This is a genomic window from Massilia sp. P2_C2, from assembly GCF_056404615.1.
In genome coordinates, this window is record NZ_JBFUDR010000089.1 from 1 (window position 1) to 21,228 (window position 21,228).

Consider the following 21,228-nt stretch of genomic DNA (forward strand, 5'->3'; position numbering starts at 1 on the left):
ACAGGAAGCCGACCGAGAAATGCTTTGGCGTGGCCAAGGCCGGCCAGAACGAATGCGCGGCCGGTCCCGGCACCTCGTGCGCCGGCACGGCGAAGAAGGATTACCAGGGCGATGCCTGGATCCTCGTCGCGAAGGGCAGCTGCACCAGCATCGAGACGCCGAACGGCCACGGCTCGCTCACCCCGCGCAAATAACCCCGCAGTCAACGCAACCAACCACCAACCGGAGAACACCATGAAAGCACAACGCACCCAACTCGGCCTCGCCGGCGCCGCCGCCCTGCTCGCCATCGCCACCCTCGGCGCCACCAGCCCGTCGTATGCGGCGGACAAGGAACAGCCGGCCCGCTGCTACGGCATCAACGGCTGCAAGGGCGAGAGCCTGTGCTCCACCGCGAAGAACGACTGCAAGGGCCAGAACCAGTGCAAGGGCCAGGGCGTCGTCCTCAAGACCCCGACCGAGTGCAAGGCGCTGGGCGGCCGGCCGGCCGAGAAGGAGTAAGCCTGCAAGCCTGCCCGCCCACGCGGGCAGGCTCACCATCCACCACGCCACGAGACACGCCATGCCAGCCCATCTCCCTCCTCCCGTCTTCACCGGTTACGGCCTCGGCCTGCGGCGCGAGCACTACCGCGACTTCCTCGAGACGCGCGTCCCCGTCGACTTCGTCGAGGTCATCTCGGAAAACTTCATGGTGGCCGGCGGCCAGCCGCTGGACATCCTGCGCCGCGTGCGTGAACGGCATCCGGTGGCGCTGCACGGCGTGTCGCTGTCGGTCGGCTCGGCCGACGGCCTGCGCGGCGACTACCTGACGCGCCTGAAGGCGCTCGACGACGCCGTCGATCCGCTGTACGTGTCCGACCACCTGAGCTGGTCGCGCACCGGCCGCTTCAACGCGCACGACCTGCTGCCGCTGCCCTGGACGGAGGAAGCGCTCGACGCAGTCTGCGCCAACATCCACCGCGCGCAGGACGCCCTGGGGCGCACCATGCTGTTCGAGAATCCGTCGAGCTATCTCGCGTTCGCGGACGCCTCGATGCCGGAATGGGAATTCATCGCGCGCATGTGCGTGCGCACGGGCTGCGGCCTGCTGCTCGACGTGAACAACGTCTACGTGAGCGCGGCCAACCACGGCTTCGATCCGTTCGCTTACCTCGACGGTATTCCGGCGCAGCGCGTGCGCCAGATCCACCTCGCCGGCCACAGCCGGGGCGACGGCCTGTTGATCGACACGCACGACCAGAGCGTGCCCGACGGCGTGTGGTCGCTGTACGCACACGCCCTCGCGCGCTGCGGCCCCGTGGCGACAATGATCGAGCGCGACGCCGACATCCCGCCGCTGGCCGACCTGCTGGCCGAGCTGGACGTGGCCCGCCGCCTCGGCGCGGCGCCGGCACTGAAGGAGGCCGCATGAACCTGCACGCCATGCAGCGCGACTTCCGCCGCTGGCTGACGGCGGTCGACGCCCCCGCCGCGCACCGCCTGGCGGGCGCCGACCGGGCTGGCCTCGACGTCTACCAGAACAACTACCGCGTCCAGCTCGTGGGCTGCCTGGAGACGACGTATCCGCACCTGCGCACGTTCATCGGCGACGCCGCATTCCATCACGCGGCCGTCCATCACGTCACGCGCCGTCCGCCGCACGCGTGGACGCTGGATGCGTATGGCGTCGGCTTCGAACGCACGCTGCGTGCCATCTGGCCCGACAACCCGGTCCTGCACGAACTGGCATGGCTCGAATGGGCGCTGTCCACCGCTTTCGTCGCCCGCGACACCGCGCCGCTCGACCCCGCCCACCTCGCGGCCGTCGACTGGGACCGCGCGCGTCTGGACTTCGCGCCGTCGCTGCACCTGGCGCGGTTGACGACCAATGCGGCCGACCTCTGGTCCGCCCTGCAGGCCGGTGCCCCCGTGCCCGACGCGGCGCTGCTCCCGGCGCCCGCGGGCGTGGCCGTGTGGCGCCGCGGCTTCGTCGCGCGCCTGCGCGTGCTCGACCCGCTGGCGTACGACGCGCTCGTGCTGGCCCGCGCACGGCGCAGCCTGGCCGCGCCGTGCGCCTTGCTCGTCGAACGCCTCGGCGCCGGTGAAGGCGTCGCGCGGACAGGCGCGCTGCTGGCCGACTGGATCGGCAGCGAACTGCTCACGCACGTGGGCGCCACACATCAACCTGGAAAGGAAACACCATGATGCTTCAGACCATCCGCACGCGCCTGGCGCGCACACTGCCCGACGACGCCCTGCTGCTGCTCCACCGCGTGGCCGTCGCCGCCATCTTCTTCCTGTCCGGCCGCACGAAGGTCGAGGGCCTCTTCACGATCAAGCCGTCGACGTACGAATTGTTCCGGTCGGAGTACGCGCTGCCGCTGATTCCGCCCGAGTTGGCGGCCCACATGGCGACGACGGCCGAACACGTATTCCCGCTGCTGCTCGTGCTGGGCCTGGGCACGCGCGGCGCGGCGCTCGCCCTGCTGGGCATGACGGCGGTGATCGAGGTGTTCGTGTATCCGGATGCGTGGCCGACGCATTTGAGCTGGGCGGCGTTGCTGTTGCCGCTGGTGGCCAAGGGAGGGGGGAGATGGGCGCTGGACCGGGTGGCGGTTTCAGGTCCAACGTTTGAAACAACGTAGGGTGGGCGGCCCTCCGCCCACGCGTAACGTCAACGAATCGCAAACGTCCGCGTGGGCACGTTCGTGTTTGAGGCACCGCCTCAAACACCCCACCCTACGAACCGACCGGGCTTTTATTTACCGGCGACTTTCGTGATGCTCGGCAGGTTCTTGGCCACGTTGGCATCGCCACCGCTGGCCGTCAACTTGCCGGCGCCGTCGTTCCAATGCAGGCGGGTCGTCGTGCCCTTGCCCTTCTCGTAGTCGTACGACACGCCGTCGTCGTCATACAGGTCGAAGCTGCCGTCGCGGCCCGGATAGACCTTGACCTGGGCGATGCCCTGCTTCGTCGCGGTCGACTGGATCTCGGTGCCGAACGGGACGATCGAACCGGCCTTCACGAACACCGGGATGCGGTCGATCGGTGCCGCCACCTTGACCCACTGGCCGCCGGCCAGCTTCTCGTCGGTCCAGAAGTTGTACCAGTCGGTACCGGCCGGCAGGTAGACGTTCTTCTCGGTCTGGCCCTGCTCCGTCACCGGCGCCACCAGGAACGCCGGGCCGAACATGTATTGCGTGCCGATGTCGGCGACGTTCGGGTCGTTCGGGAAGTCCATCCACAGGGCGCGCATGAACGGTGCGCCCGTGTCATGCGTGAACTTGGCCTGGCTGTAGATGTACGGGATCAGCTGGTAGCGCAGCGTGTCGTAGCGGGCCATGACGGCTTCCGCCTGCTTGCCGAACGCCCAGATTTCGGTGCGCTTGCGGTCACCGTGCAGACGCAAGGTCGGCAGGAAGGTGCCGTATTCGAACCAGCGGGTCAGCAGTTCGGGATAGTCGTTGTACTGGCCGACGACGTCGCGCGCGTCCGACGGATCGAGCAGCGGCGGCTTCACGGCGCTCGTCGACCCCGGCAGGCTCTGCCAGCCGCCGATGTCGTTGCCCCACAGGGCGATGCCGGAGGCCGTCATGTTCAGGCCCGTCGGGATCTGGCGCGCGAGCGCTTCCCACGACGGGTTCACGTCCGACGACCAGAACAGCGCGCCCGTGCGCTGCGAGCCGAGGTAGGCGGCGCGCGACAGGATCAGGACGCGCTTGTTCGGCTTCCATGCACGCATGTTGTCGGCAACGCCTTCCACGTGCATCAGCGGGAACAGGTTGTGGTAGCGGTCGCCCGAACCGATCGAGTAGAAGAAACCGTCCGGCACCAGGTCCGGTTCGGTCTCGTCCAGCCACGGATAGTCGAAGCCGTGGGACAGGACGTTGTCGCGCGACTTCTCCCAGAACCACTGGCGCGCCTTCGGATTCGTGGCGTCGATCAGGCCGCCCGTGCGGTCGGAGCGGAACGGCAGGCCGTCGACGGTCTTGCCGTCCTTGTCCTTCAGCAGGTAGCCCTTGGCATCGAGTTCGTTGAAGTAGCGGCCCGCCGTTTCATAGCGCGGCCAGATCGAGATGATCGACTGCATGCCCATGTCGTGCAGCTGCTTGTTCATGCCGTCCGGGTCCGGGAACTCGGCCGGGTTGATGTCCATCTGGCCCATGCGGGTCCAGTAGAACCAGTCGACGACCATCACGTCGAGCGGGTATTTTTTCTGGCGATAGGTGTTCGCGACGGTCAGCACTTCGTCTTGGCTGGAGTAGCGCGCCTTCGACTGGATCAGGCCGAACGCGGCCTTCGGCGGAATCGGCGTCTTGCCCGTCACGCGTGCGTAGCCCGAATAGATCTCGTCCGCGGTCTTGCCGGTGATGATGAAGAACGACACGCGCTCGCCCACGTTGGACTGGAAGCTCGTGCGGCCGTGGATGCCGGCGTTGAAGCGCGTGGCCGACGGGTTGTCCCAGACGATGCCATAACCTTTCGAGGACACCATGAACGGCACGCACACGGTCTCGCCCGCGGGCGCATCGTACCAGTGCTTGCAGTCGAGCGTGCGGCCGCGCAGGTCCAGCGGGCCGGTCGACTCCTGGTTCTGGCCCATGCCGTAGTAATGCTCGTCGGGGGCGGCGGCGAACGAGGCGCCGACCTGGTAGGTCTTTTCGCCGGCGACGGTCTGCGGCGACATCTCCCAGCCCTGCATGTTGACGATCGTCTCGCCCTTGGCATTCTTGACCTGCAGGCCGACCGGGGCCAGCGACGGCGCGAAGTATTTTTCCGGCTGGCTCGGCGTGCGTGCCGGCGGCGCCGCGTTCACGTGCAGCGTCATGCCGTTCGAGGTGAAGGTGTCGCCGTCATTGCCGGCGGTATGGCGGAACGCGCCGTTGTCGGCATTCTTCGCCAGGATGCCGTAGCCCGGGCCCTTGAGGACTTCGTCCTTGTCGACGGCGATCGTCACATGGACGACGTTCGGGCCGTAGGCTTCCACCGTCACCCAGGCCCCGTTACGGTCAAGCGTGACCCGGTCCAGGGTGGTCAGCGGGGCGGCGAAGGCCGCGGGTACGAAAGCGAGCGCCGATGTTAACGCAAACAGCGTGCGGTGCAGGGTAAGTCTCATCCAGTCCTCTATCGCAGGGGGGGGTCAATCGGGCGACGTGCGGCGCGGCGGCATTCGGCCGGAGAGACTGTACTGACAGGCCGTATGGCGCGCAGGCCCGTTCGGTGGGCGGGCTGGATCGTCTCCTCGGCGCGGTACCGTCCAGTGCGGCGGCGTGCRCATTATTGTTGAAGCATTATTGTCGCTGTTAGCGGTCACACACGCAATCGTTAAAAACACCGATCGGGTGAAAATAATGCGTTGCTATACGCTACCAAACAGCATCGATAAAAAAGGCCGTAACGTCAAATTCGGGGTCAGAGCACATTTTGGCGAAAATTCGGGGTCAGAGCACTTTTCGGTACACAAGCCATGAGGCAACCTGTACCACGATCGACACCCTTCTCCACCCAATACCGTGACGGTGCCGGGCCAACGCCGGCGCGTGATTTTGTATCGAGACATTGATTCGAAATGCGCTCTGACCCCGAATTTCGTTGAAAAGGTGCTCTGACCCCGAATTTACTATCAAGGCATTTCGATAAAAAAACGGGCCGCCCCCGAGGGACGGCCCTTTGTTACGTGCGGCCGGTGCAGCACCGCAGCATCACCCGATCAGAACTTGTAGCGCGCACCCAGCATGTAGCGCGGGCCGCCGGTCGTCACCTGCAGCACCTGCTGGTCGGTACGGCCATGCGTGCGCATGGTCGAATCGGTCAGGTTGATGGCCTCCAGCGAGACGGACAGGTTCGGGTTCACGTTGTAGCCGATCGACAGGTCGGTCTGGCCGTACGGCTCGACGTAGCGCGGGTTCGGCTTGCCGTTGTCGGCCACGCTCGCGAGGAACTCGCCGCGCCAGTTGTAGGCGAGGCGGATCGACCATTTCTGGTCCTCGTAGATACCGACCAGGTTGGCGGAGTTCGACAGGCCGACGAGAGCGAACTGGTTGCCCGCGCCCAGGTTGTTGTACGTGAGGCCCGACTTCACGTACGTATAGTTGGCCTGGAAGCCGAGGCCGTTGCTGAACATGTGCTGCCAGTTGACTTCCGCACCCTTCAGGTTCGCCTTGTCCTGGTTGATGAACGTCGTCACCTGGTACGGCAGCGCCGGGTCGCCCGGGATGCCGCTGATCGTGCCCGTCAGGTTGCCCGCCGGGTTGACGCCGGTCGCCGTCACGCCGGGCTGGCCGTTGAAGTGCGACAGGATGTAGTTGCGCATGCAGTTCGTGTCGGTCGCCACGCAACCGGACGCGAGGGCCGCGTTCCAGTACGCGCCGCCCACCGGCGTCGTCGCCGTCGTCGACGGTTCGTTGACGACCGTCTGGCCGGCATAGTCGGACAGGTCCTTGTAGAACAGGCCCAGCGAGATCATGCTCTGCTTCGTGTAATACCACTCGGCCGACAGGTCCAGGTTCTTCGACTTGACCGGCGACAGGCCCGGGTTGCCGCGGTTGGCCGTCGTGCCGGTCACGCCCGCCGTCGCGCTGTACGTCGTGCCGCCCTCGATCTGGTCGTAGCGCGGCCGGCCGATCGACACGCCATAGCTGGCGCGCACCTTCAGGTCCGGACGCACGTCCATGTCCCAGTCCAGGGTGGGCAGGAAGTTGCTGTAGCTGCCGTTCTGGGTCTGGAACGTCTGCGCGCCGAACACGATCGGCAGTTCGTTCTGCGAGATCCAGTTGACCTGGGTCGGCTGCTTCAGCAGGCCCGTCGAGGCGACGTCGGTCTTCTCGTAGCGGAAGCCCACGCCGGTATGCATCGGCATCGCCGTGTCCCAGTCCGTGTTGAACTGCACGTACAGCGCCTTGGTCTTCTCGATCGTCGTGCGGTTGAAGCTCGGGTTCGAGAGGCTCGGGGTATAGCCGGCCTGGTCGCCCGTGACCTTGATCGCGTTGTCGCGCACCTTGGCGAAGTCGAACAGCATGTACTGGTTGTACATGCGCGGATTGCCCGAACCACCCAGCTTGCTGAAGTACTGGCTGATCGTGTCCGGGTACCACAGGCTCTGGTTGTAATCGCCCGGCGTCTTCGACGTGCCGCCCCACGAGTCGCGCTGCACCTGCTGGAACACGGAATGGTTGTTGACCTTCGTGTGCGACAGGCCGAAGTTCAGGTTCGACGATTCAAACAGCTTCAGGCTGCCGCCGGCCTGGATCTGGTCGATCTTCATCTTGTTCAGACCATCCTGGAACCACGAACCGGACACCTGGTTCGGCGAGGCCTGGTAGTTGCCGCCGCCCGGGATGACGAGAATCGGCATCTCCTGGCTGAAGTCGACGCCGGTCGTGTTGCGCGAGAAGGTGACGGTCGCCAGGTCGTTGTTCGAGCCGAACGGGCTGTCCTTCCCGGACTCGGCCACCGAGTGGTGCATGTCCAGCGACAGGCGCAGCGCGGGCGAGACGCGCCATTGGGTGTTGAAGCCGATCGAGTCCAGCGTCGACTTGGTGGCGAAGTCGCCGCCGTTCATCGCCAGGTCCTGGTTCTTGACCTGCTCTTCATAGTAGATCGGCGAGGCGATCGGGCCGTTCGTCCAGCTGCTGGTCTGGGCGTTCAGCGGATGGTTGAACCAGACCGACAGCTCGTGGTACCTGGTCTGGATCTTGTTCTGGGCATACGTGTAGTCCAGCGTGGTCGTCAGGTCCTTGACCGGGCGGAACTGGAACGTCAGCTGGCCGTTGGTGCGCTGGCGCTGCGAGCCGCGCACGAAATACGACAGGTTCTGCGGCGTGAGATAGATGTCGCTGGCCTTCGGCGGGTTCGTCACGCCGACGCCCGACACGGGGATCGGGCCCGGGTCCTGGCTGACGGTGTTGCCGTGGAACGGACCGAGCCAGCCGTTGGTGACGGAGGCCTGGTTCACGCCCAGGTTGCGCTCCTGGTAGCTGCCCGTGACGGCGAAGCCGAACATGCCGTCGCCCCACGTCGTGCTGTACAGGCCGGAGACTTCCGGCGTGATCTTCTTGGCGGCGTCGATCGCCGGCAGGTTGTTGTTGGACTTGTCGTACACGCCCTTCACGCCGAAGCTGGCGCGCTGGCCCAGATCGAGCGGACGGCCCGTCATGATGTTCAGCGTGGCGCCGATGCCGCCCGGCGGCGTGTCGGCGCGTGCGCTCTTGTACACCTGGATCTGCGACACGGCTTCCGATGCCAGGTTACTGAAATCGAATGCGCGGCCGGCCTGGTCGCCCAGGTTTGCGGTCGGCATCTGGCGCCCGTTCAGCAGCACCATGTTCAGGTCCGGGCCGACGCCGCGCACCGTGACGTTGGCGCCCTCGCCGCGGTTGCGGTCGATCGACACGCCGGAGATGCGCTGGACGGCTTCGGCCAGGTTGGTGTCGGGGAATTTGCCGATGTCGTCGGCCACGATGCCGTCGACGATACCATCGGAGTTACGCTTCAGGTTCAGCGTGGACTGCATGCTGGCACGGATACCGGTCACCACGACGGTATTCGTCGCGACGCCCTGCACCGGTGCCGTCACCGCCGGGTCGGTCGGCGTGGCGATGCCGTTGGCGGCGCCGTTGGCATTGACGGCGTGCGCGCCTGCGATGTCCACATCCTGGGCATGGGCCGGCATGACCAGCGCCGCGCAGGCACTCGCAACGGCAAGGCTGATCAGGCGTTGCCTGGTGTTCAAGTGATGGGAAAAAAACCTCTTGGTGTACTGCACTGTGTCTCCTCTCGTCTCTCGAAAAAGCGCCGCGCCCGACGGGCAACGGCGGTCCGTGGTGGTGGTACTACAACCTGGCGGTCCCACGTCCGGTCATTGCCGGCGGGGTCTCGTGTCCCTGGCGCGGCCGCCTTCACGGCCAGCGCTGTATTGACTCTTTGATCATTGATAGCGGACATCATTTCCCTTAGATTAAGAACATTAAATATTTTGGTCAATCGGTCGAACAAACTGCGCGCCCCAAGAGCGTGCGTTAATGCACCATATCGGAAGGCAAGTTTGGTTGTGAAATATTCGATTACATAGCGTACGTACAAAGATGTCGACGCGTGTTCGAGAAATCGATTTCACAATTAAATCAATTACTTCGCTGAATGTGGCGAGGATGGGTTGGCGAGCATGCCTCAGCTGGCTCAGCAATTAAGGATTCGTAAATATTCAGGGCGCATGACCAACAAATTTTTCCAATCTGTTGCATAATCATCACAATTACTAGAATTCCTGCCCCATGCCAGTTACCGGTGACCAGCAACTCCTAAAACAACTGAACCGCATGGCCGTCGTGCGCCAGGTCAGCACCCAGCCCGGGCTGTCGCGCGCGGCGCTGGCGGACGTCCTGGGACTCACGAAGTCCACCGTCAGCCTGCTCGTGCGCGACCTGGTCGAGGAAGGCTGGCTCACGGAAAGCGAATTGATCGTGACGGGCGAAGTCGGCCGTCGGGCGACCCCGCTGCATCTCGATCCGTCGCGCCTGGCCCTGCTCGGCGCCGAACTGGGCGTGGACGAGGCGCGCGTCGTCGCGACGAATCTGCTGGGCGACGTGATCGAGACACGCATCCTTTCCTACGAGGATCCGGGCGATCCAACGACGTGCATCCGGCAGGCGGCGCTCGCGCTCGTGAAGCTGGCGAAACGGCTGGCGCGCCCCGTACTCGGCGTGGGCATCGGCCTGCACGGCGCCGTCGACGAAGCGCTGGGCCTGCTGCACCACGCGCCCCACCTCGGCTGGCGCGACGTGGACGTGGCCGGCATCGTCCAGGCCCACGTGAAGGGCTCGCCGCTCGACGGGCTGCCGCTGTTCATGCAGAACGAGGCGAACGTGGCTGCCTTGGGCGAATTCGAATTCGCCGACCAGTCCAGCACCGATCCCTTGATCTACCTGTCGATCGGCTACGGCGTGGGCGCCGGCGTGATCGTCAACGACCGCCTGCTGACCGGGCTGCACGGCTTCGCCGGCGAAGTGGGCCACGCCATCCTGCAGACCGGCGGGCCGCTATGCTCGTGCGGCAGGCGCGGCTGTGCCGACGCGCTGATCGGCCTCGCCTCACTGCTGGGTGCAGAGCGGCCGAGCCATCCAGCGCTGGAACGGCTGTTCGGCCGCGTGGCCGACGGCGATGCGGCCACCTGCGCCGCCGTCGACGCGGCCGGCCGCCAGCTCGGCGTCCTACTCAACAACCTGTGGGCCGGCTTCGACCCGATGGCGATCGTGATCGGCGGCCCCGCCCTGCAGCTGGGCGAGACCTTCATCGGGCCGGCCCGCCACGTGCTGGCCGCGTACGCGCACGCCGCCATGCTGCAGGCTCCCGTCATCCGCACATCGCACTTCGGGGCCCAGGCCGTCGCCGTGGGCGCCGCCGCGCTGGCGCGCTACCGCGTCACGCGTCCGCTCGACGTGCAACGCATCGAACGCAGTGCCAGGCCGCCCCCCCGACTGGCCGGGCTGGCGCTGCCGCACTGACATCGCACCGACATCGCACCGACATCGCAAGGATTACAATGACCGCTGACACGATCAACGTTGGACTCATCGGCTATGGCTTCGCCGGACAGGTCTTCCATGCTCCCCTGCTGCGCACGACACCTGGCCTTGCCATCGCCGCCGTCGCCAGCCGCAATCCGGACAAGGTGCACGCCGATCTCGGCGCCGTGACGGTCCATGCCGACCCGGCCGACCTCGTCGCCGATCCGGCCGTTCACCTCGTCGTGCTGGCCAGCCCGAACGCCACCCACTTCCCGCTGGCGCGGGCGCTACTTACTGCCGGCAAGCACGTCGTCGTCGACAAGCCGTTCGCGGACGATGCCGCGCAGGCCGCGCAACTGGTGCGCCTGGCCGAAGAGAAGAACCTGCTGCTGAGCGTGTACCACAACCGCCGCTGGGACAGCACGTCGCGCACCGCGCTGCGCCTGCTCGCGGACGGCTCGCTGGGCCAGGTGCGCCACGCCGCCATGCACTTCGACCGCTTCCGCCCGCAGCCACAGTCGCGCTGGAAGGAAGAAGTCGAAGCCGGAGGCGGCATCTGGATGGACCTGGGTCCGCACCTGATCGACGAAGCCCTGCTGTATTTCGGCGAGCCGCTCGCGATCGAGGCCGACTTGCCGGCACTGCGTCCGGGCAGCCGCTGCGAAGACCAGTTCCAGGCCCGCCTGCGCTATGCCGACGGCCTACGCGTGGACCTCGGCGCCAGCATGGTGGCCGCCATCGCGCGCCCGCGCGTGGCGCTGCACGGCCTTGCCGGCAGCTGGGTCAAGCAAAGCCTCGACCCGCAGGAAGCGGACCTGATCGCGGGCCGCCGACCGTCCGGCGACGCGGCCGCGTGGGGGGTGGACAGCGAGAATGGCGTGCTGTCCGTCCTGCGCGACGGCGTCCTGCAGACGCAGCCGCTGGCCACGGAGAATGGGGCGTATCCGGCCTATTACGCCGGCATCCGCGACGCCCTGCGCGGCACCGGACCGAACCCCGTGCCGGCGCGCGCGGCGCTGACCGTCATGCGTCTGCTGGACGCGGGCCGCATCAGCGCGACCGAACGGCGCGAAGTGCTGTTGTCCGAACTCTCGGCCTGATCAGTCCTGGTCTGATTCCAGGTTCGCGCGCACCCGCTCCAGCAGGTCGAGCAGGGTCGCGCGCTCTTCTTCCGTCAACCCGTCCAGCGCCACCTCGGCCAGCGCGCCGTCGTGGCGGTGCAATGCCGCGTACATCGCCTGGCCCGCTTCCGACAGGGTCAGCCGCGTGCTGCGCTTGTCCGCCTCGTCCGCGGCGGCGTCCAGCAATCCCCGCTCGCGCAGGCCGCGCACGAGGCGCGCCAGCTGGGCCTTGTCGCGTCCCGAATGCGCGGCCAGGTCGCTCTGCGTCGCGCCCGGACGGCGCGCAAAGAATCCCAGGACCTTGATCTCCATGTGCGCCAGGTCGTGCGGACCGGCACGCAATCCGCGCTGCTGCGCCGAACGGTACAGGTGCATGATCGCGTGGACGCGCTCCAGCACCTCGACGGCGGGCGATGTGGGATTTTGGTTGACTTGATCAACTATATTTCGCATGATGATGGACATTATCAACTAATTGGGAGTGCCGATGCAATTGGCCACGACACCTTCGCGCACGCTCGTCCAGCGCGTACGCCATGAACTCAAACTGCGTGAACTCACCATCGCACGCGTCGACGACCTGGGCCCCGGCTTCGCCGCCATCACCTTCACGGGCGAGGCGCTGGCCGACTTCACCTCGCTGTCGTTCGACGACCACGTGAAGCTCATGTTCGCCGACGACGATGGACAGGACGTGAGGCGCGACTATACCCCACGGCGCTTCGACCGCGAAGCCCGCGAACTCGTCATCGAGTTCGCGCTGCATGGCGACGGCAAGGCATCGAGCTGGGCGCGGCGCGCGGTCGCGGGCCAGCGCGCGCTCGTCGGCGGGCCGCGCGGCTCCTTCATCGTGCCGCCCGAACTGGACTGGCACCTGCTCGTCGGCGACGCGACCGCCCTGCCCGCCATCGCGCGCCGACTGGAAGAACTGCCGGCGGGAAGCCAGGCGCTCGTGTTCGTGCATGCGCAAGCCGAGGACCGGCGTACGTTCGCCGGTGCCGCGGATTTCGATGTGCGCTGGGTCGATGCGCCGGAGGCGCTCGTCGACGCGTTGCGCGATGTCGCGCTGCCGCAGGGCGATGGGTTCGCGTGGGGTGGCGGGGAGGCATCATTGATGGCGCGGGTGCGCCAGGTGTTGAACGAAAAGGGGCTGCCGCGCGAGGCGACGCGGGTGTCGGCTTACTGGAAGAAGGGTGTGGCCGAACACCACGAGCACCTGGATTGATGCGATATAACGTGCCCACGCGTGACGCCGACATGACGCATACGTCATGCGTGGGCACGGGGTGCCCACCCTACGTCAGGCCTTGCGTCTGCGGCGCACCGCCAGCAGACCGGCCAGCGACGTGCCCACCAGCGCCAGCGCCCCCGGCTCCGGCACCGTGAACTCGTCCATCGCCCACTGCGTCGGGCTGCTGTTGTAGATCACGAGCGTGTCGACGCCGGCCCAGTCGAGCTGGATCCAGGTCGGTGCCGTCGTCTCCAACGTATAGGCGCCGGACGCGAACAGCTGCCGGCCATTGCGCCAGCCTTCGAACGAGATCTCCTGGTCGACCCAGGCCGACGTGAAGTACGCCCCCGTGAACGCGAACCCGCTGCCGTTACTGCTGGCCACCGTCGCCGGGGCGCCGTACCCGTTGTACGCCACGTTGCCCCCCGATACCGTACCCGCCTCGAAGCCGCTGCCGGGATAAGCATCGGAACGCACCGTCCCCATATTGGTCCAGTCGAATCCCGCGTAGCCGGCGTCGATCGGCAGTGTCTCGTCACCGGACAGGTCGTCGAAATGGATCACCGTCGCATTGGCCATCGTGCAGGCCGTGGCAGCCAGCAGGGCCATGATCGTCTTCTTCATGGTCATGCCTTTCAGTGTGCGAGGCCGGCGACTTCGGCGTCGCTCAGCGCGGCGTTGTAGATGCGCAGCTCGTCGAGGGCGCCCTTGTACGGCGTATCCCAGTAGTTCACGCCGAGCGCGAAGGTGCCGGTCGGCGTCGTGAACACGTTCGGGAAGCCCGTGCCGGAGAAGCGCTTCACGCCATTCACGTACACGTTGACGGCGCCGTTGTTGACGGTGAAGGCCACGTGCGACCACTGGTTGACGGGGATATTCAGCCCCAAGCCCGCGTCGTACCATGCGGAGCCCGACCACAGCATCGTGGCGCCATTCACGAATCCATGGCCCATCGGCAGGAAACTGATCCAGGAATCCGTCGTGCGCGCGCCGAAGAACGCGGGCGTGTACGCCGTCAGTTGCGCGGGCTTCAGCCACATCGCCACCGTGTATGTGTTCGACGAGATCAGGCCGTTCGGCAGGCGCACGCCGGTCGCGCCGTCGAACACGGCCGCGTTGCCGCGCACACCCGTGCCGTAACTCAGGCTGCCGCCCGCAGCGTCGATCCTGTTGCCGATGACGGCGCCGGCCGCAAACGCGCCGTTCGCATCCACGAGGTTGCCGTCGAACGGGTAGTACGCCACGAGGCCGCCCAGCTTGCGCACGGTGACGGTGAAGGTCTTCGTCAGCGTCGCCGTGCCCTTGGTGATCTTCGCGGTCAGGGTCACGTTGATGGCGCCGCCGGTCGGCGTCGTCACCACGCCCGTGTTGCTGACAACGGCCGGATTCGACGAGGTCCACGTGATGACGGCATTGCGCGCGGCCGTCGTCGGCAAGGTGAGATTGCCGGTGACGGCCGTCGTGGCGCCGAGGCTCAGTTCATTGTAGATGGCGGTTGCGACCTGCATGTCCGTGCGCGGGATCAGGCGGCTGCCGAAAATGGCGACGCCTTCGCGCGCCGACGCCGTGAACGTCGTCACGTACGACTTCGACGTCTCGTCCCACTGCGTCAACAGCACGCCCTTGTACGGCGAGGCGCCGGGCAGGTTGATCTCGATCTGGTTCGCGCCTGCCCTGCTCCACCGACCGGATACCGCACCCGTGATTGTGCCGTTGGCGTTCAGCGTGATCAGCTGCGACTTCCTGATGGAAGCGGTGATGTCCTTGCCGTGGTTGACGAACAGGTAGTCGCCGAACACGAATTCCGGACGCACAGTCGCCAGCGCCTCGTTGGCGTAGCGGTACGGCGCCACGACGGGCCAGCCGTCCGCATTCATGAACATCTGGTGCACGCGCACCTCGTGCTGCTCGCCGCGTTCCGGGAAGCGCGTATGGAAGATGAGGAAGTGCCTGCCCGTCGCCGGGTCATACCAGGCCGAGTTGTGTCCCGCCGAGACATAGCCCGTGCCGATGCCGGTACCCGCCTCGCCGAGCTTGCGCTCGAACAGGAAGTTACCCATCAGCTTGACGCCGTAAGGCGCGATCGAGGCGTCGTCGAACAGCGGTTTCGATGGATCGGCCTTCACGTTCGCCATGTTGTTGCCCTGTGCGTCGTAGTACGGACCGTCCGGGTTCGTCGACCGGGCCACGCGCATGTTGTAGCCGCCGTTCGCATCGAGGCCGCCGAACGACGTGAACAGGTAGTAGTACGACGTGGTCGGGCTGTACAGGATGTAGGCGCCTTCGATGCGGGCGTGGTTGCCACCCATGAGGCGCTTGCCATAGCCCTGGTTCGGATACGGCAGGCCGGTGGCCGGATCCATCTGCATGATGAAGATGCCGCCCGAGTACGAGCCGTAGACCATCCACAGCCTGCCCGCGTTGTCGAAGAAGACGTTCGGGTCGACCGTGTTCGGGTGCTTCAGCGCGTCGTAGACGGTGCCGTCATAGCTCGCCTGGCCCCACATGCCGGACTTCAGGATCACGCCCTTGTTCACGTACGGACCTTCGGGACTGTCGGCGACGGCGATGCCCAGCGCGGAACGGGGCGCGTCGCCCTGGCAGGCGTCGTAGTACATGTAGTACCTGCCGTCCGCCAGGCGGCGMACGTCGGGTGCCCACAGCGTGGTCGAATTGGCCCAGGCGAACGTCTCCGCCAGTTCCGTGTAGACGTTCTTCGTACCGTTCAGGAACAGCGGATTGGTGGCGCTGACGCTGTCCGTCATCTGCGTCCACTTCATGAGGTCCTTCGATTTGGCCGACGCGAGGTGCGAGCCGAACACGTAGAACGTGTCGCCGGCCTTGATCACGGAAGGATCGTGCACAGATACGTTCTGGAAGGTGGGCAAGGATGCGCCGGCCTGGGCGCCGGCATTGGCGGCAATGAAGCAGGAAGCGAATACCGCCCCCAATCCCGCCTGGGATAAAAGGTTTTTCATTGTAGTCTCCGTCTAATAATTATTAATTCCGCGATATGAAAGTGCGGCGGCGCTGCGTCCCGGCAGCGCCCATCCATATCAGGAGCGGAGAATGCGGTATTTTGAAATGCTTTGCAACAGGGCGGCGGACGCACCTAAGCCCCTGATTCGAGCGAAGAATTTAAAAATTTCACCAGAGAAATGGGTGCGATTCCAAAAAACGGCGTTTGCTCCGGAAAATAAAAAATATCGATATCGAACAGCGGATCCGCGATAACTTTCCAAGGAATGAAATCGGTTTAAAAATAAAAACGGATATCGCAGGTATTTTTTCGTGTTACAAAAAATATTTGCGCCGAGCGCAAAAAAAACCGCCGCGACCGGAACCGGACGCGGCGGTTTTCAGATGAATCGGCGTGACGTTAGCGGCAGAGCGCGCTGACCGGGTTGTCGCCCTTCGCCGTGATCACACCCAGGCGATACGGAAGTTTGATGTAGTCGTCCACGTGCACCGCCGGGTCATTGCCCTGGAAGAGGTATTCGAGCGGCTTGCAAGGATCGATCGTCATCGTCTGGTCGGCGTTCGTACGCACCATTTCACCGTGCGAGACACCTTCCGACCACGCCTGTTCGACGTTGTCGCGGCTGGCGAACGCGTTCATCGGCGCGGAGGAGAACGGCTCCCATTTCCCGTCCAGGCCCTCGCTCTTCCAGATCCGGAAATAGCGCCCTTTCGACGAGATCGCCTCCACCAGCGTGATGTACGTGTTCGTGCCCGCGATACGGTAGGTATTGCTCGCCTCGAACAGGTCATCCGTTTTTTCGTTCATCACGGCGACGGTGTTGTGGAAACCGCTCGGGAACTGGCCGATATCCGTTTCCGACCGCAGCAAACGGCCGTGGTCGTCGGTATTGAACAGATAGCATTTCCTGTCGTCGCAAATCACCCAGAAATCCAGCCAGCCAGTGCCTTGCGGCGGCTTGATGATGTCGGGAGCGACGGAAAAGAATGGCTTCGGCGCGCTCCAGGACATCGGGTCATTGATATCCTTGGTCGTCGAATACATCGGATCGCCGCCCTGGTAGACGAGATACCAGGTCTTTTGCGGAGCGAAATAAAAGACTTGCGGCGCGGCGCGATAACCCGGCCCCATCGGGGATTTGTCGAGCGGGACGATGTTCGCGGACGTCGCATCCGACCATTTGTCGAAGCTCGTGTACGCGAGTCCCCAGCCGGCAGAACCGGCGGTCGTCATGAATACGTGGTATTTGCCGTCCACGTGGACGATCGAAGGATCTTTCACGCCATAGATCGTCTGGCCCGGCACCGGCTGCGGCGAGATCAGCGGCGCGCTCGTCGTCCAGTTGAACACAACGGGCACCGCCTCCGTCTGCGGTCTGACGCAACCGCACCCCGCCAGGGCAGTCGCGATGGCGAGCCCGAGAATGGTTTTTCCAAATTTCATGCTTGTCCTTATTGCTGTCGTTCCAGGATGACCACCGCGCCGCCCGCCGCCGCCAGTTGCAACGCCAGGCCATCACGCGCCGTGACGTTCACTGCGCGCAGCTTGACGTCGTTCGGCGTCGCGCCGTCTTCCCAGATCGTGGCCTGGTAACGCCCGGCCGGCAGGAAGTCCAGGGAGACCTGTTTCGTCGTCGCGGCATCGGCGGCCGACATCGCGCCGACGTACCACGTCTTGCCGAGGCGCCGTGCGAGCACGATATCCCGGCCCGGTTCGCCGGACAGGAAACGGGTCTCGTCCCAGGCCGTCGGCACGCGCTTGATGAAGTCGAAACCGGCGGCGTCGCGGTAGGCGTCCGGATCGTCGGACACCATTTGCAGCGGGCTGTCGTACACGACGTACTTCGCCAGCTCCTGGCCGCGGCTGTTCTGGACGAACGGCAGCTCGGCGCGCACCTCGAAGCTCGCCGGCGTGACGTTGCGGAAACCGCCGGGCGTATAGTCCATCGGGCCGGCCAGCATGCGCGTGTAAGGCAACATGAGGTTGTGCTCCGGCGTGACGATCTTTTTCATCTTGCTCCACTCCGCGCCCATCACCCCTTCCTGGGTGATGAAGTTCGGATACGTGCGCTGCAGGCCGGCCGGGACGTAGGYGCCATGCAGGTCCAGCAGCAGGTGACGTTGCGCCGTGGCGGCCGCGACGCGATGGTAGAAATCGACGACGTCCTGGTCGTCGCGGTTCATGAAGTCGATCTTGACGCCCTTGATGCCCCAGCGCGCATAGGTGTCGAGCACCTCGTCCATGCGCGTGCGCACGTGTTCCCAGTGGGCCCACAGGATCAGGCCGACGCCCTTGTCAGCCGCATAGCGCACGAGCGCCGGCATGTCGATGCCATCGGCCGCGCGGGTGATGTCCGTCTCCGGCCGCGCGTCGCAGCAGCCGCCGCTGCCGAACGCCCAGTTGGCGTCAATCAGGTAATACGGGAACCCGGAAGCGGCGGCGAAGTCGATGAAGCGGCGGTAGGCCGCCATGTCCGGTTTCATGCCCACGAGCGGGCCCGACCACCAGTCCCACGCCGCCTTGCCGGGCTTGACCCAGCTGAAATCGCCCTGCGGCGCCGGGTTCAGGTTACCGACCAGGTTCGATGCGATCAGGTCGCCCGGCCGGTTGCCGAGCATGACGACACGCCAGGACGTCTGCAGCCCGCCGTGCGACGCATACACGGGCGCGGCGCGGCCCGGCATGCCCGACAGGTGCACGCGCAGGCCTGCGCCTTCGCGCCACAGCGAGGCGCCCGTATAGCCTTCGAGGTGCGACTGGGTGATGGCATAGGCCGTGCGGCCCGACGGCGTCGTGCACACGACGGGCACGTCGTAACCCTGGTTGTCGCGCAGCTGGGACACCTTCTGGCGCGCGAACGGCACTTCGTGCGCGCCATCCGCGACCGAGACCAGGCAGTCCGGGTCACCGGCCGGCACGAACGCCGTCTTCTCGCCCTTCAGGCTGACCGGCGCGCTGCCGTCGATGCGGTAGCGGAAGGCGACGCCGTCGTCATAGGCGCGCACGTCCACGAGCAGGCGGCGCCCGCCCTGCGCGCGTTCGCGGAACACCAGCGTCGCGGCCCGGTAGTGATCGCGGGCGACGGATGCCTTCGTGGCAACCAGCGGAATCTTGCGGTCCGTCGTCGTCTTCGTGACTTTTTCCAGTTCGAGCGCGCCGAGGTCCGGCCGGCCGTCGAATTCGAGGCCCAGCGGCGAGGACGCGATCACCGTCTCGGCGCCGCGCGTGACGACAAAGCTGCCGCCATCGGGCGCGATCCGGATCGCGGCCTGGCCGTTCGGCGAGGTCACCGTGACCGGTCCCGCGGGCGCGGCGCACGCGGCGCCGCTCGAGGCGGCCAGCACGGCTGCCGCCAACGTCATCATTCTCAATTTCATGTAACCGTCTCCGATCGTTCCAGGTTTCAGATGCAACCGTCGATTGTATTCTTTCAACGAGTCCCGGAAATTCACATTTTTCGCGAATACGATTAATGAATTTGACCAGCCAGCCTTCCGTCCCGCCCGAGCACGTAGCGGTCGAAATCGCGCGCGAGGAACAGGTTGCCGTCGTAGACGCTGCGCGCCTCGGCTTCCAGCGCCGCCATCGACAACGGCCCCTCCCCGTCCTGGTAGCGCGGGCTGAAGTGCGTCAATACGAGATTCGGCAGACTGGCCTGCGCCGCCATCCTGGCCACCCGCAGTGCAGAACTGTGCATCGGCGCCGGTCCCACCTTCTGCAACACGTCTTCCGTGTAGGTCGCCTCGTGAACCAGCACGTCGGCCGTGCGTGCCGCCTCGAGCAGCAGGCCGGGATCGTCGTTGTCGCCGCCGACGATGACCGTGCGCGCCTTGCGCGGCGCCAGCAGCCAGTCGGACGGGTGCAGTGTCCGTCCGTCGTCCAGCTGGGCGTCGAGGCCGGCCTGCAGCCGCCCCCACACCGGACCGGGCGGGATGCCGGCCGCGCGCAGGCGGTCCGCGTCCAGCTTGCGCTCTATGCTCCGCTCCGTGAAGCGGTAGGCCCACGACGGCATGCGGTGCGACAGCGCGATCGCGTCCACCGCCAGGTCGGGCAGGATGGCATTACCGGCCAGGTCGCCGACGGAGATGAAGTCCAGCGCGAACGGCAGCCCGAGTTCGCTCGTCGCCATCACGCCCTGCAGGAAGTCCCACAGCGGCGGCGGGCCGACGAGGACCAGCGGCGCGGTGCGGTTCAGCATGCCGGCGCTGGCCAGCAGGCCGGGCAGGCCGTAGCAGTGGTCGCCGTGCAGGTGCGTGATGAAGATGGCGCGCAGGTCGTGCAGCGACAGGGTCGTGTGCAGGATCCGGTGCTGCGTGCCCTCGCCGCAGTCGACGAGCGACCAGCCGCCGCCCGGCCCGCGCAGCGCCAGGCCGCTCACGTTGCGGGTCTTGCTCGGGGTGCCGGACGRGGTGCCGAGAAACTGGAATTCCATGTCGTGATCAGGTCGTAGATGGTGGATGGCCCCATTATCGGGTACGGGGCGCCGGCCGGGCGTCCCGTTTCGGTCGGTCCCTGCACCGTTTCGCGCCGCCCCGCCCAGGTTTCGTCGCACCCGGCTTGCCGCGCCCCCGGCCACGGCGGCACAATGCGGACCATCATTTAGCTTAACAGATGGACAAACCATGACCGCCCTCGCCCGCCCGAAGCTGCGCCGCCTGGCCGACGATGCCGGCCTGACCATCATCGTCTGCGTGTTCGCCGCCGTCCTGATCACGCTCGTCAACGGCAAGACGTGGGAACTGTACGACCAGATGGTGTACTCGGTCTGCGTCGGCCTCACCGCGCTCGCAGTCCTGGACGGCGTGCGCCTGACGTTGCCGGACGATCCGGCGCGGCGCCGGCGCTGGCGGGTAGCAGGCCTCGTGCTGCTCGTCGCGACGGCGCCCTTCGCGCATTTTTGCGGCATCGTGGTCGGCAGCCTGCTGCTCGGCTACGACATCCCGGACCTGCACGGCTATCCGAACCACAAGGGCGACCGGAGCATGATCCTGTTCACCTTGCTCGGCACCGGCGTGATGGTGCTGCTGATCGTGAACCGCGAGCGCGTCGCGCGCATCAAGCTGGAACATACCGAGGCGAAGGCGCGCGCCGAGACGATCGAGCGCCAGGCCCTGCAGGCCCAGCTGCGCCTGCTGCAGGCCCAGATCGAGCCGCACATGCTGTTCAATACGCTCGCCAACCTGCAGGGCCTGATCGCCATCGATCCGCAACAGGCGAGCACGATGCTGGACCACCTGATCCAGTACCTGCGCGCCACCTTGTCCGCCACGCGCGCCGAGTCGACCACGCTGGCGCAGGAGTTCGCGGCGGCCGAGGCCTACCTCGGGCTGATGGCCGTGCGCATGGGGTCGCGTCTCGCGTACCGCTGCACCCTGCCCGCCGACCTGCGCGCCGCGCGGCTGCCCGCCATGC

17 protein-coding genes are annotated in these 21,228 nt (G+C 66.0%); 9 read left to right on the top strand and 8 right to left on the bottom strand.

Features of this window, described 5'->3' with window-relative positions; all coding sequences use genetic code 11:
- The 5 genes from AC1DYX_RS12820 to AC1DYX_RS12840 form a co-directional block, all read left to right on the top strand.
- On the top strand, nucleotides 1-194 hold a 194-nt coding region (locus tag AC1DYX_RS12820; protein WP_477259263.1), incomplete at its 5' end, for a BufA1 family periplasmic bufferin-type metallophore.
- A 40-nt stretch (nucleotides 195-234) separates the two neighbouring features.
- Nucleotides 235-501 carry a BufA2 family periplasmic bufferin-type metallophore gene (bufA2, locus tag AC1DYX_RS12825; protein ID WP_477259265.1) on the top strand — a complete coding sequence of 89 codons (267 nt, stop codon included), beginning with the start codon at nucleotides 235-237 and terminating at the stop codon, nucleotides 499-501.
- A gap of 61 nt (nucleotides 502-562) precedes the next feature.
- Nucleotides 563-1,411: an MNIO family bufferin maturase gene (gene bufB / locus AC1DYX_RS12830; protein ID WP_477259267.1), complete on the top strand. Its 849-nt coding sequence runs from the start codon at nucleotides 563-565 to the stop codon at nucleotides 1,409-1,411.
- Nucleotides 1,408-2,184, top strand: a complete 777-nt coding sequence (locus tag AC1DYX_RS12835; RefSeq protein WP_477259269.1) for an HvfC/BufC family peptide modification chaperone — start codon at nucleotides 1,408-1,410, stop codon at nucleotides 2,182-2,184. The genes bufB and AC1DYX_RS12835 overlap by 4 nt, the downstream gene beginning before the upstream one ends.
- Complete coding sequence (locus AC1DYX_RS12840; RefSeq protein ID WP_477259271.1) at nucleotides 2,181-2,624, top strand: DoxX family protein; 444 nt, start codon at nucleotides 2,181-2,183, stop codon at nucleotides 2,622-2,624. The genes AC1DYX_RS12835 and AC1DYX_RS12840 overlap by 4 nt, the downstream gene beginning before the upstream one ends.
- Before the next feature lie 113 nt (nucleotides 2,625-2,737).
- On the opposite strand, the gene AC1DYX_RS12845 is transcribed toward AC1DYX_RS12840, so the two are convergent.
- Together AC1DYX_RS12845 and AC1DYX_RS12850 are read right to left on the bottom strand one after the other, a co-directional pair.
- Complete coding sequence (locus tag AC1DYX_RS12845) at nucleotides 2,738-5,095, bottom strand: glycoside hydrolase family 31 protein (protein ID WP_477259273.1); 2,358 nt, start codon at nucleotides 5,093-5,095, stop codon at nucleotides 2,738-2,740.
- Nucleotides 5,096-5,689: 594 nt separating this feature from the next.
- Nucleotides 5,690-8,743: a TonB-dependent receptor gene (locus AC1DYX_RS12850; protein WP_477259275.1), complete on the bottom strand. Its 3,054-nt coding sequence runs from the start codon at nucleotides 8,741-8,743 to the stop codon at nucleotides 5,690-5,692.
- Between the two features lie 508 nt (nucleotides 8,744-9,251).
- Here AC1DYX_RS12850 and AC1DYX_RS12855 point away from each other — a divergent pair.
- Nucleotides 9,252-10,481: an ROK family protein gene (locus tag AC1DYX_RS12855; RefSeq protein WP_477259277.1), complete on the top strand. Its 1,230-nt coding sequence runs from the start codon at nucleotides 9,252-9,254 to the stop codon at nucleotides 10,479-10,481.
- Nucleotides 10,482-10,519: 38 nt separating this feature from the next.
- On the top strand, nucleotides 10,520-11,584 hold the full coding sequence (locus AC1DYX_RS12860) for an oxidoreductase (protein WP_477259279.1): 1,065 nt from the start codon (nucleotides 10,520-10,522) through the stop codon (nucleotides 11,582-11,584).
- Here the strand turns inward: AC1DYX_RS12860 and AC1DYX_RS12865 are convergent, their stop codons facing one another.
- Nucleotides 11,585-12,058, bottom strand: a complete 474-nt coding sequence (locus AC1DYX_RS12865) for a MarR family winged helix-turn-helix transcriptional regulator (protein WP_477259281.1) — start codon at nucleotides 12,056-12,058, stop codon at nucleotides 11,585-11,587. It abuts the gene before it with no gap.
- A gap of 34 nt (nucleotides 12,059-12,092) precedes the next feature.
- On the opposite strand from AC1DYX_RS12865, the gene AC1DYX_RS12870 reads away from it, so the two are divergent.
- Nucleotides 12,093-12,830 carry a siderophore-interacting protein gene (locus tag AC1DYX_RS12870; protein ID WP_477259283.1) on the top strand — a complete coding sequence of 246 codons (738 nt, stop codon included), beginning with the start codon at nucleotides 12,093-12,095 and terminating at the stop codon, nucleotides 12,828-12,830.
- A gap of 75 nt (nucleotides 12,831-12,905) precedes the next feature.
- Here AC1DYX_RS12870 and AC1DYX_RS12875 read toward each other — a convergent pair whose 3' ends face one another.
- The 5 genes from AC1DYX_RS12875 to AC1DYX_RS12895 all read right to left on the bottom strand — a co-directional run bounded on the left by AC1DYX_RS12875 (nucleotide 12,906) and on the right by AC1DYX_RS12895 (nucleotide 20,248).
- Nucleotides 12,906-13,460 carry a PEP-CTERM sorting domain-containing protein gene (locus AC1DYX_RS12875; RefSeq protein WP_477259285.1) on the bottom strand — a complete coding sequence of 185 codons (555 nt, stop codon included), beginning with the start codon at nucleotides 13,458-13,460 and terminating at the stop codon, nucleotides 12,906-12,908.
- A gap of 11 nt (nucleotides 13,461-13,471) precedes the next feature.
- Nucleotides 13,472-15,814 carry a family 43 glycosylhydrolase gene (locus tag AC1DYX_RS12880; RefSeq protein ID WP_477259287.1) on the bottom strand — a complete coding sequence of 781 codons (2,343 nt, stop codon included), beginning with the start codon at nucleotides 15,812-15,814 and terminating at the stop codon, nucleotides 13,472-13,474.
- A gap of 401 nt (nucleotides 15,815-16,215) precedes the next feature.
- Nucleotides 16,216-17,259: a glycoside hydrolase family 62 protein gene (locus AC1DYX_RS12885; protein WP_477259290.1), complete on the bottom strand. Its 1,044-nt coding sequence runs from the start codon at nucleotides 17,257-17,259 to the stop codon at nucleotides 16,216-16,218.
- Nucleotides 17,260-17,267: 8 nt separating this feature from the next.
- The gene (locus AC1DYX_RS12890) at nucleotides 17,268-19,193 is read right to left on the bottom strand and encodes a glycoside hydrolase family 97 protein (RefSeq protein ID WP_477259292.1); all 1,926 of its coding nucleotides are present in this window, start codon (nucleotides 19,191-19,193) and stop codon (nucleotides 17,268-17,270) included.
- 92 nt (nucleotides 19,194-19,285) lie between these two features.
- Entirely contained in the window at nucleotides 19,286-20,248 is a 963-nt protein-coding gene (locus AC1DYX_RS12895; RefSeq protein ID WP_477259294.1) for an MBL fold metallo-hydrolase, read from the bottom strand.
- Nucleotides 20,249-20,438: 190 nt separating this feature from the next.
- On the opposite strand from AC1DYX_RS12895, the gene AC1DYX_RS12900 reads away from it, so the two are divergent.
- Nucleotides 20,439-21,228: sensor histidine kinase (locus AC1DYX_RS12900; protein WP_477259296.1), on the top strand; the 790-nt coding region annotated here is incomplete at its 3' end.

Excerpts from the sequence above, each read along its gene's own strand:
- bufA2 (WP_477259265.1), top strand. The coding sequence starts at position 235 with ATGAAAGCACAACGCACCCAACTCGGCCTCGCCGGCGCCGCCGCCCTG.
- bufB (WP_477259267.1), top strand. The coding sequence starts at position 563 with ATGCCAGCCCATCTCCCTCCTCCCGTCTTCACCGGTTACGGCCTCGGC.
- AC1DYX_RS12835 (WP_477259269.1), top strand. The coding sequence starts at position 1,408 with ATGAACCTGCACGCCATGCAGCGCGACTTCCGCCGCTGGCTGACGGCG.
- AC1DYX_RS12840 (WP_477259271.1), top strand. The coding sequence starts at position 2,181 with ATGATGCTTCAGACCATCCGCACGCGCCTGGCGCGCACACTGCCCGAC.
- AC1DYX_RS12845 (WP_477259273.1), bottom strand. The coding sequence starts at position 5,095 with ATGAGACTTACCCTGCACCGCACGCTGTTTGCGTTAACATCGGCGCTC.
- AC1DYX_RS12855 (WP_477259277.1), top strand. The coding sequence starts at position 9,252 with ATGCCAGTTACCGGTGACCAGCAACTCCTAAAACAACTGAACCGCATG.
- AC1DYX_RS12860 (WP_477259279.1), top strand. The coding sequence starts at position 10,520 with ATGACCGCTGACACGATCAACGTTGGACTCATCGGCTATGGCTTCGCC.
- AC1DYX_RS12865 (WP_477259281.1), bottom strand. The coding sequence starts at position 12,058 with ATGCGAAATATAGTTGATCAAGTCAACCAAAATCCCACATCGCCCGCC.
- AC1DYX_RS12870 (WP_477259283.1), top strand. The coding sequence starts at position 12,093 with ATGCAATTGGCCACGACACCTTCGCGCACGCTCGTCCAGCGCGTACGC.
- AC1DYX_RS12875 (WP_477259285.1), bottom strand. The coding sequence starts at position 13,460 with ATGAAGAAGACGATCATGGCCCTGCTGGCTGCCACGGCCTGCACGATG.
- AC1DYX_RS12885 (WP_477259290.1), bottom strand. The coding sequence starts at position 17,259 with ATGAAATTTGGAAAAACCATTCTCGGGCTCGCCATCGCGACTGCCCTG.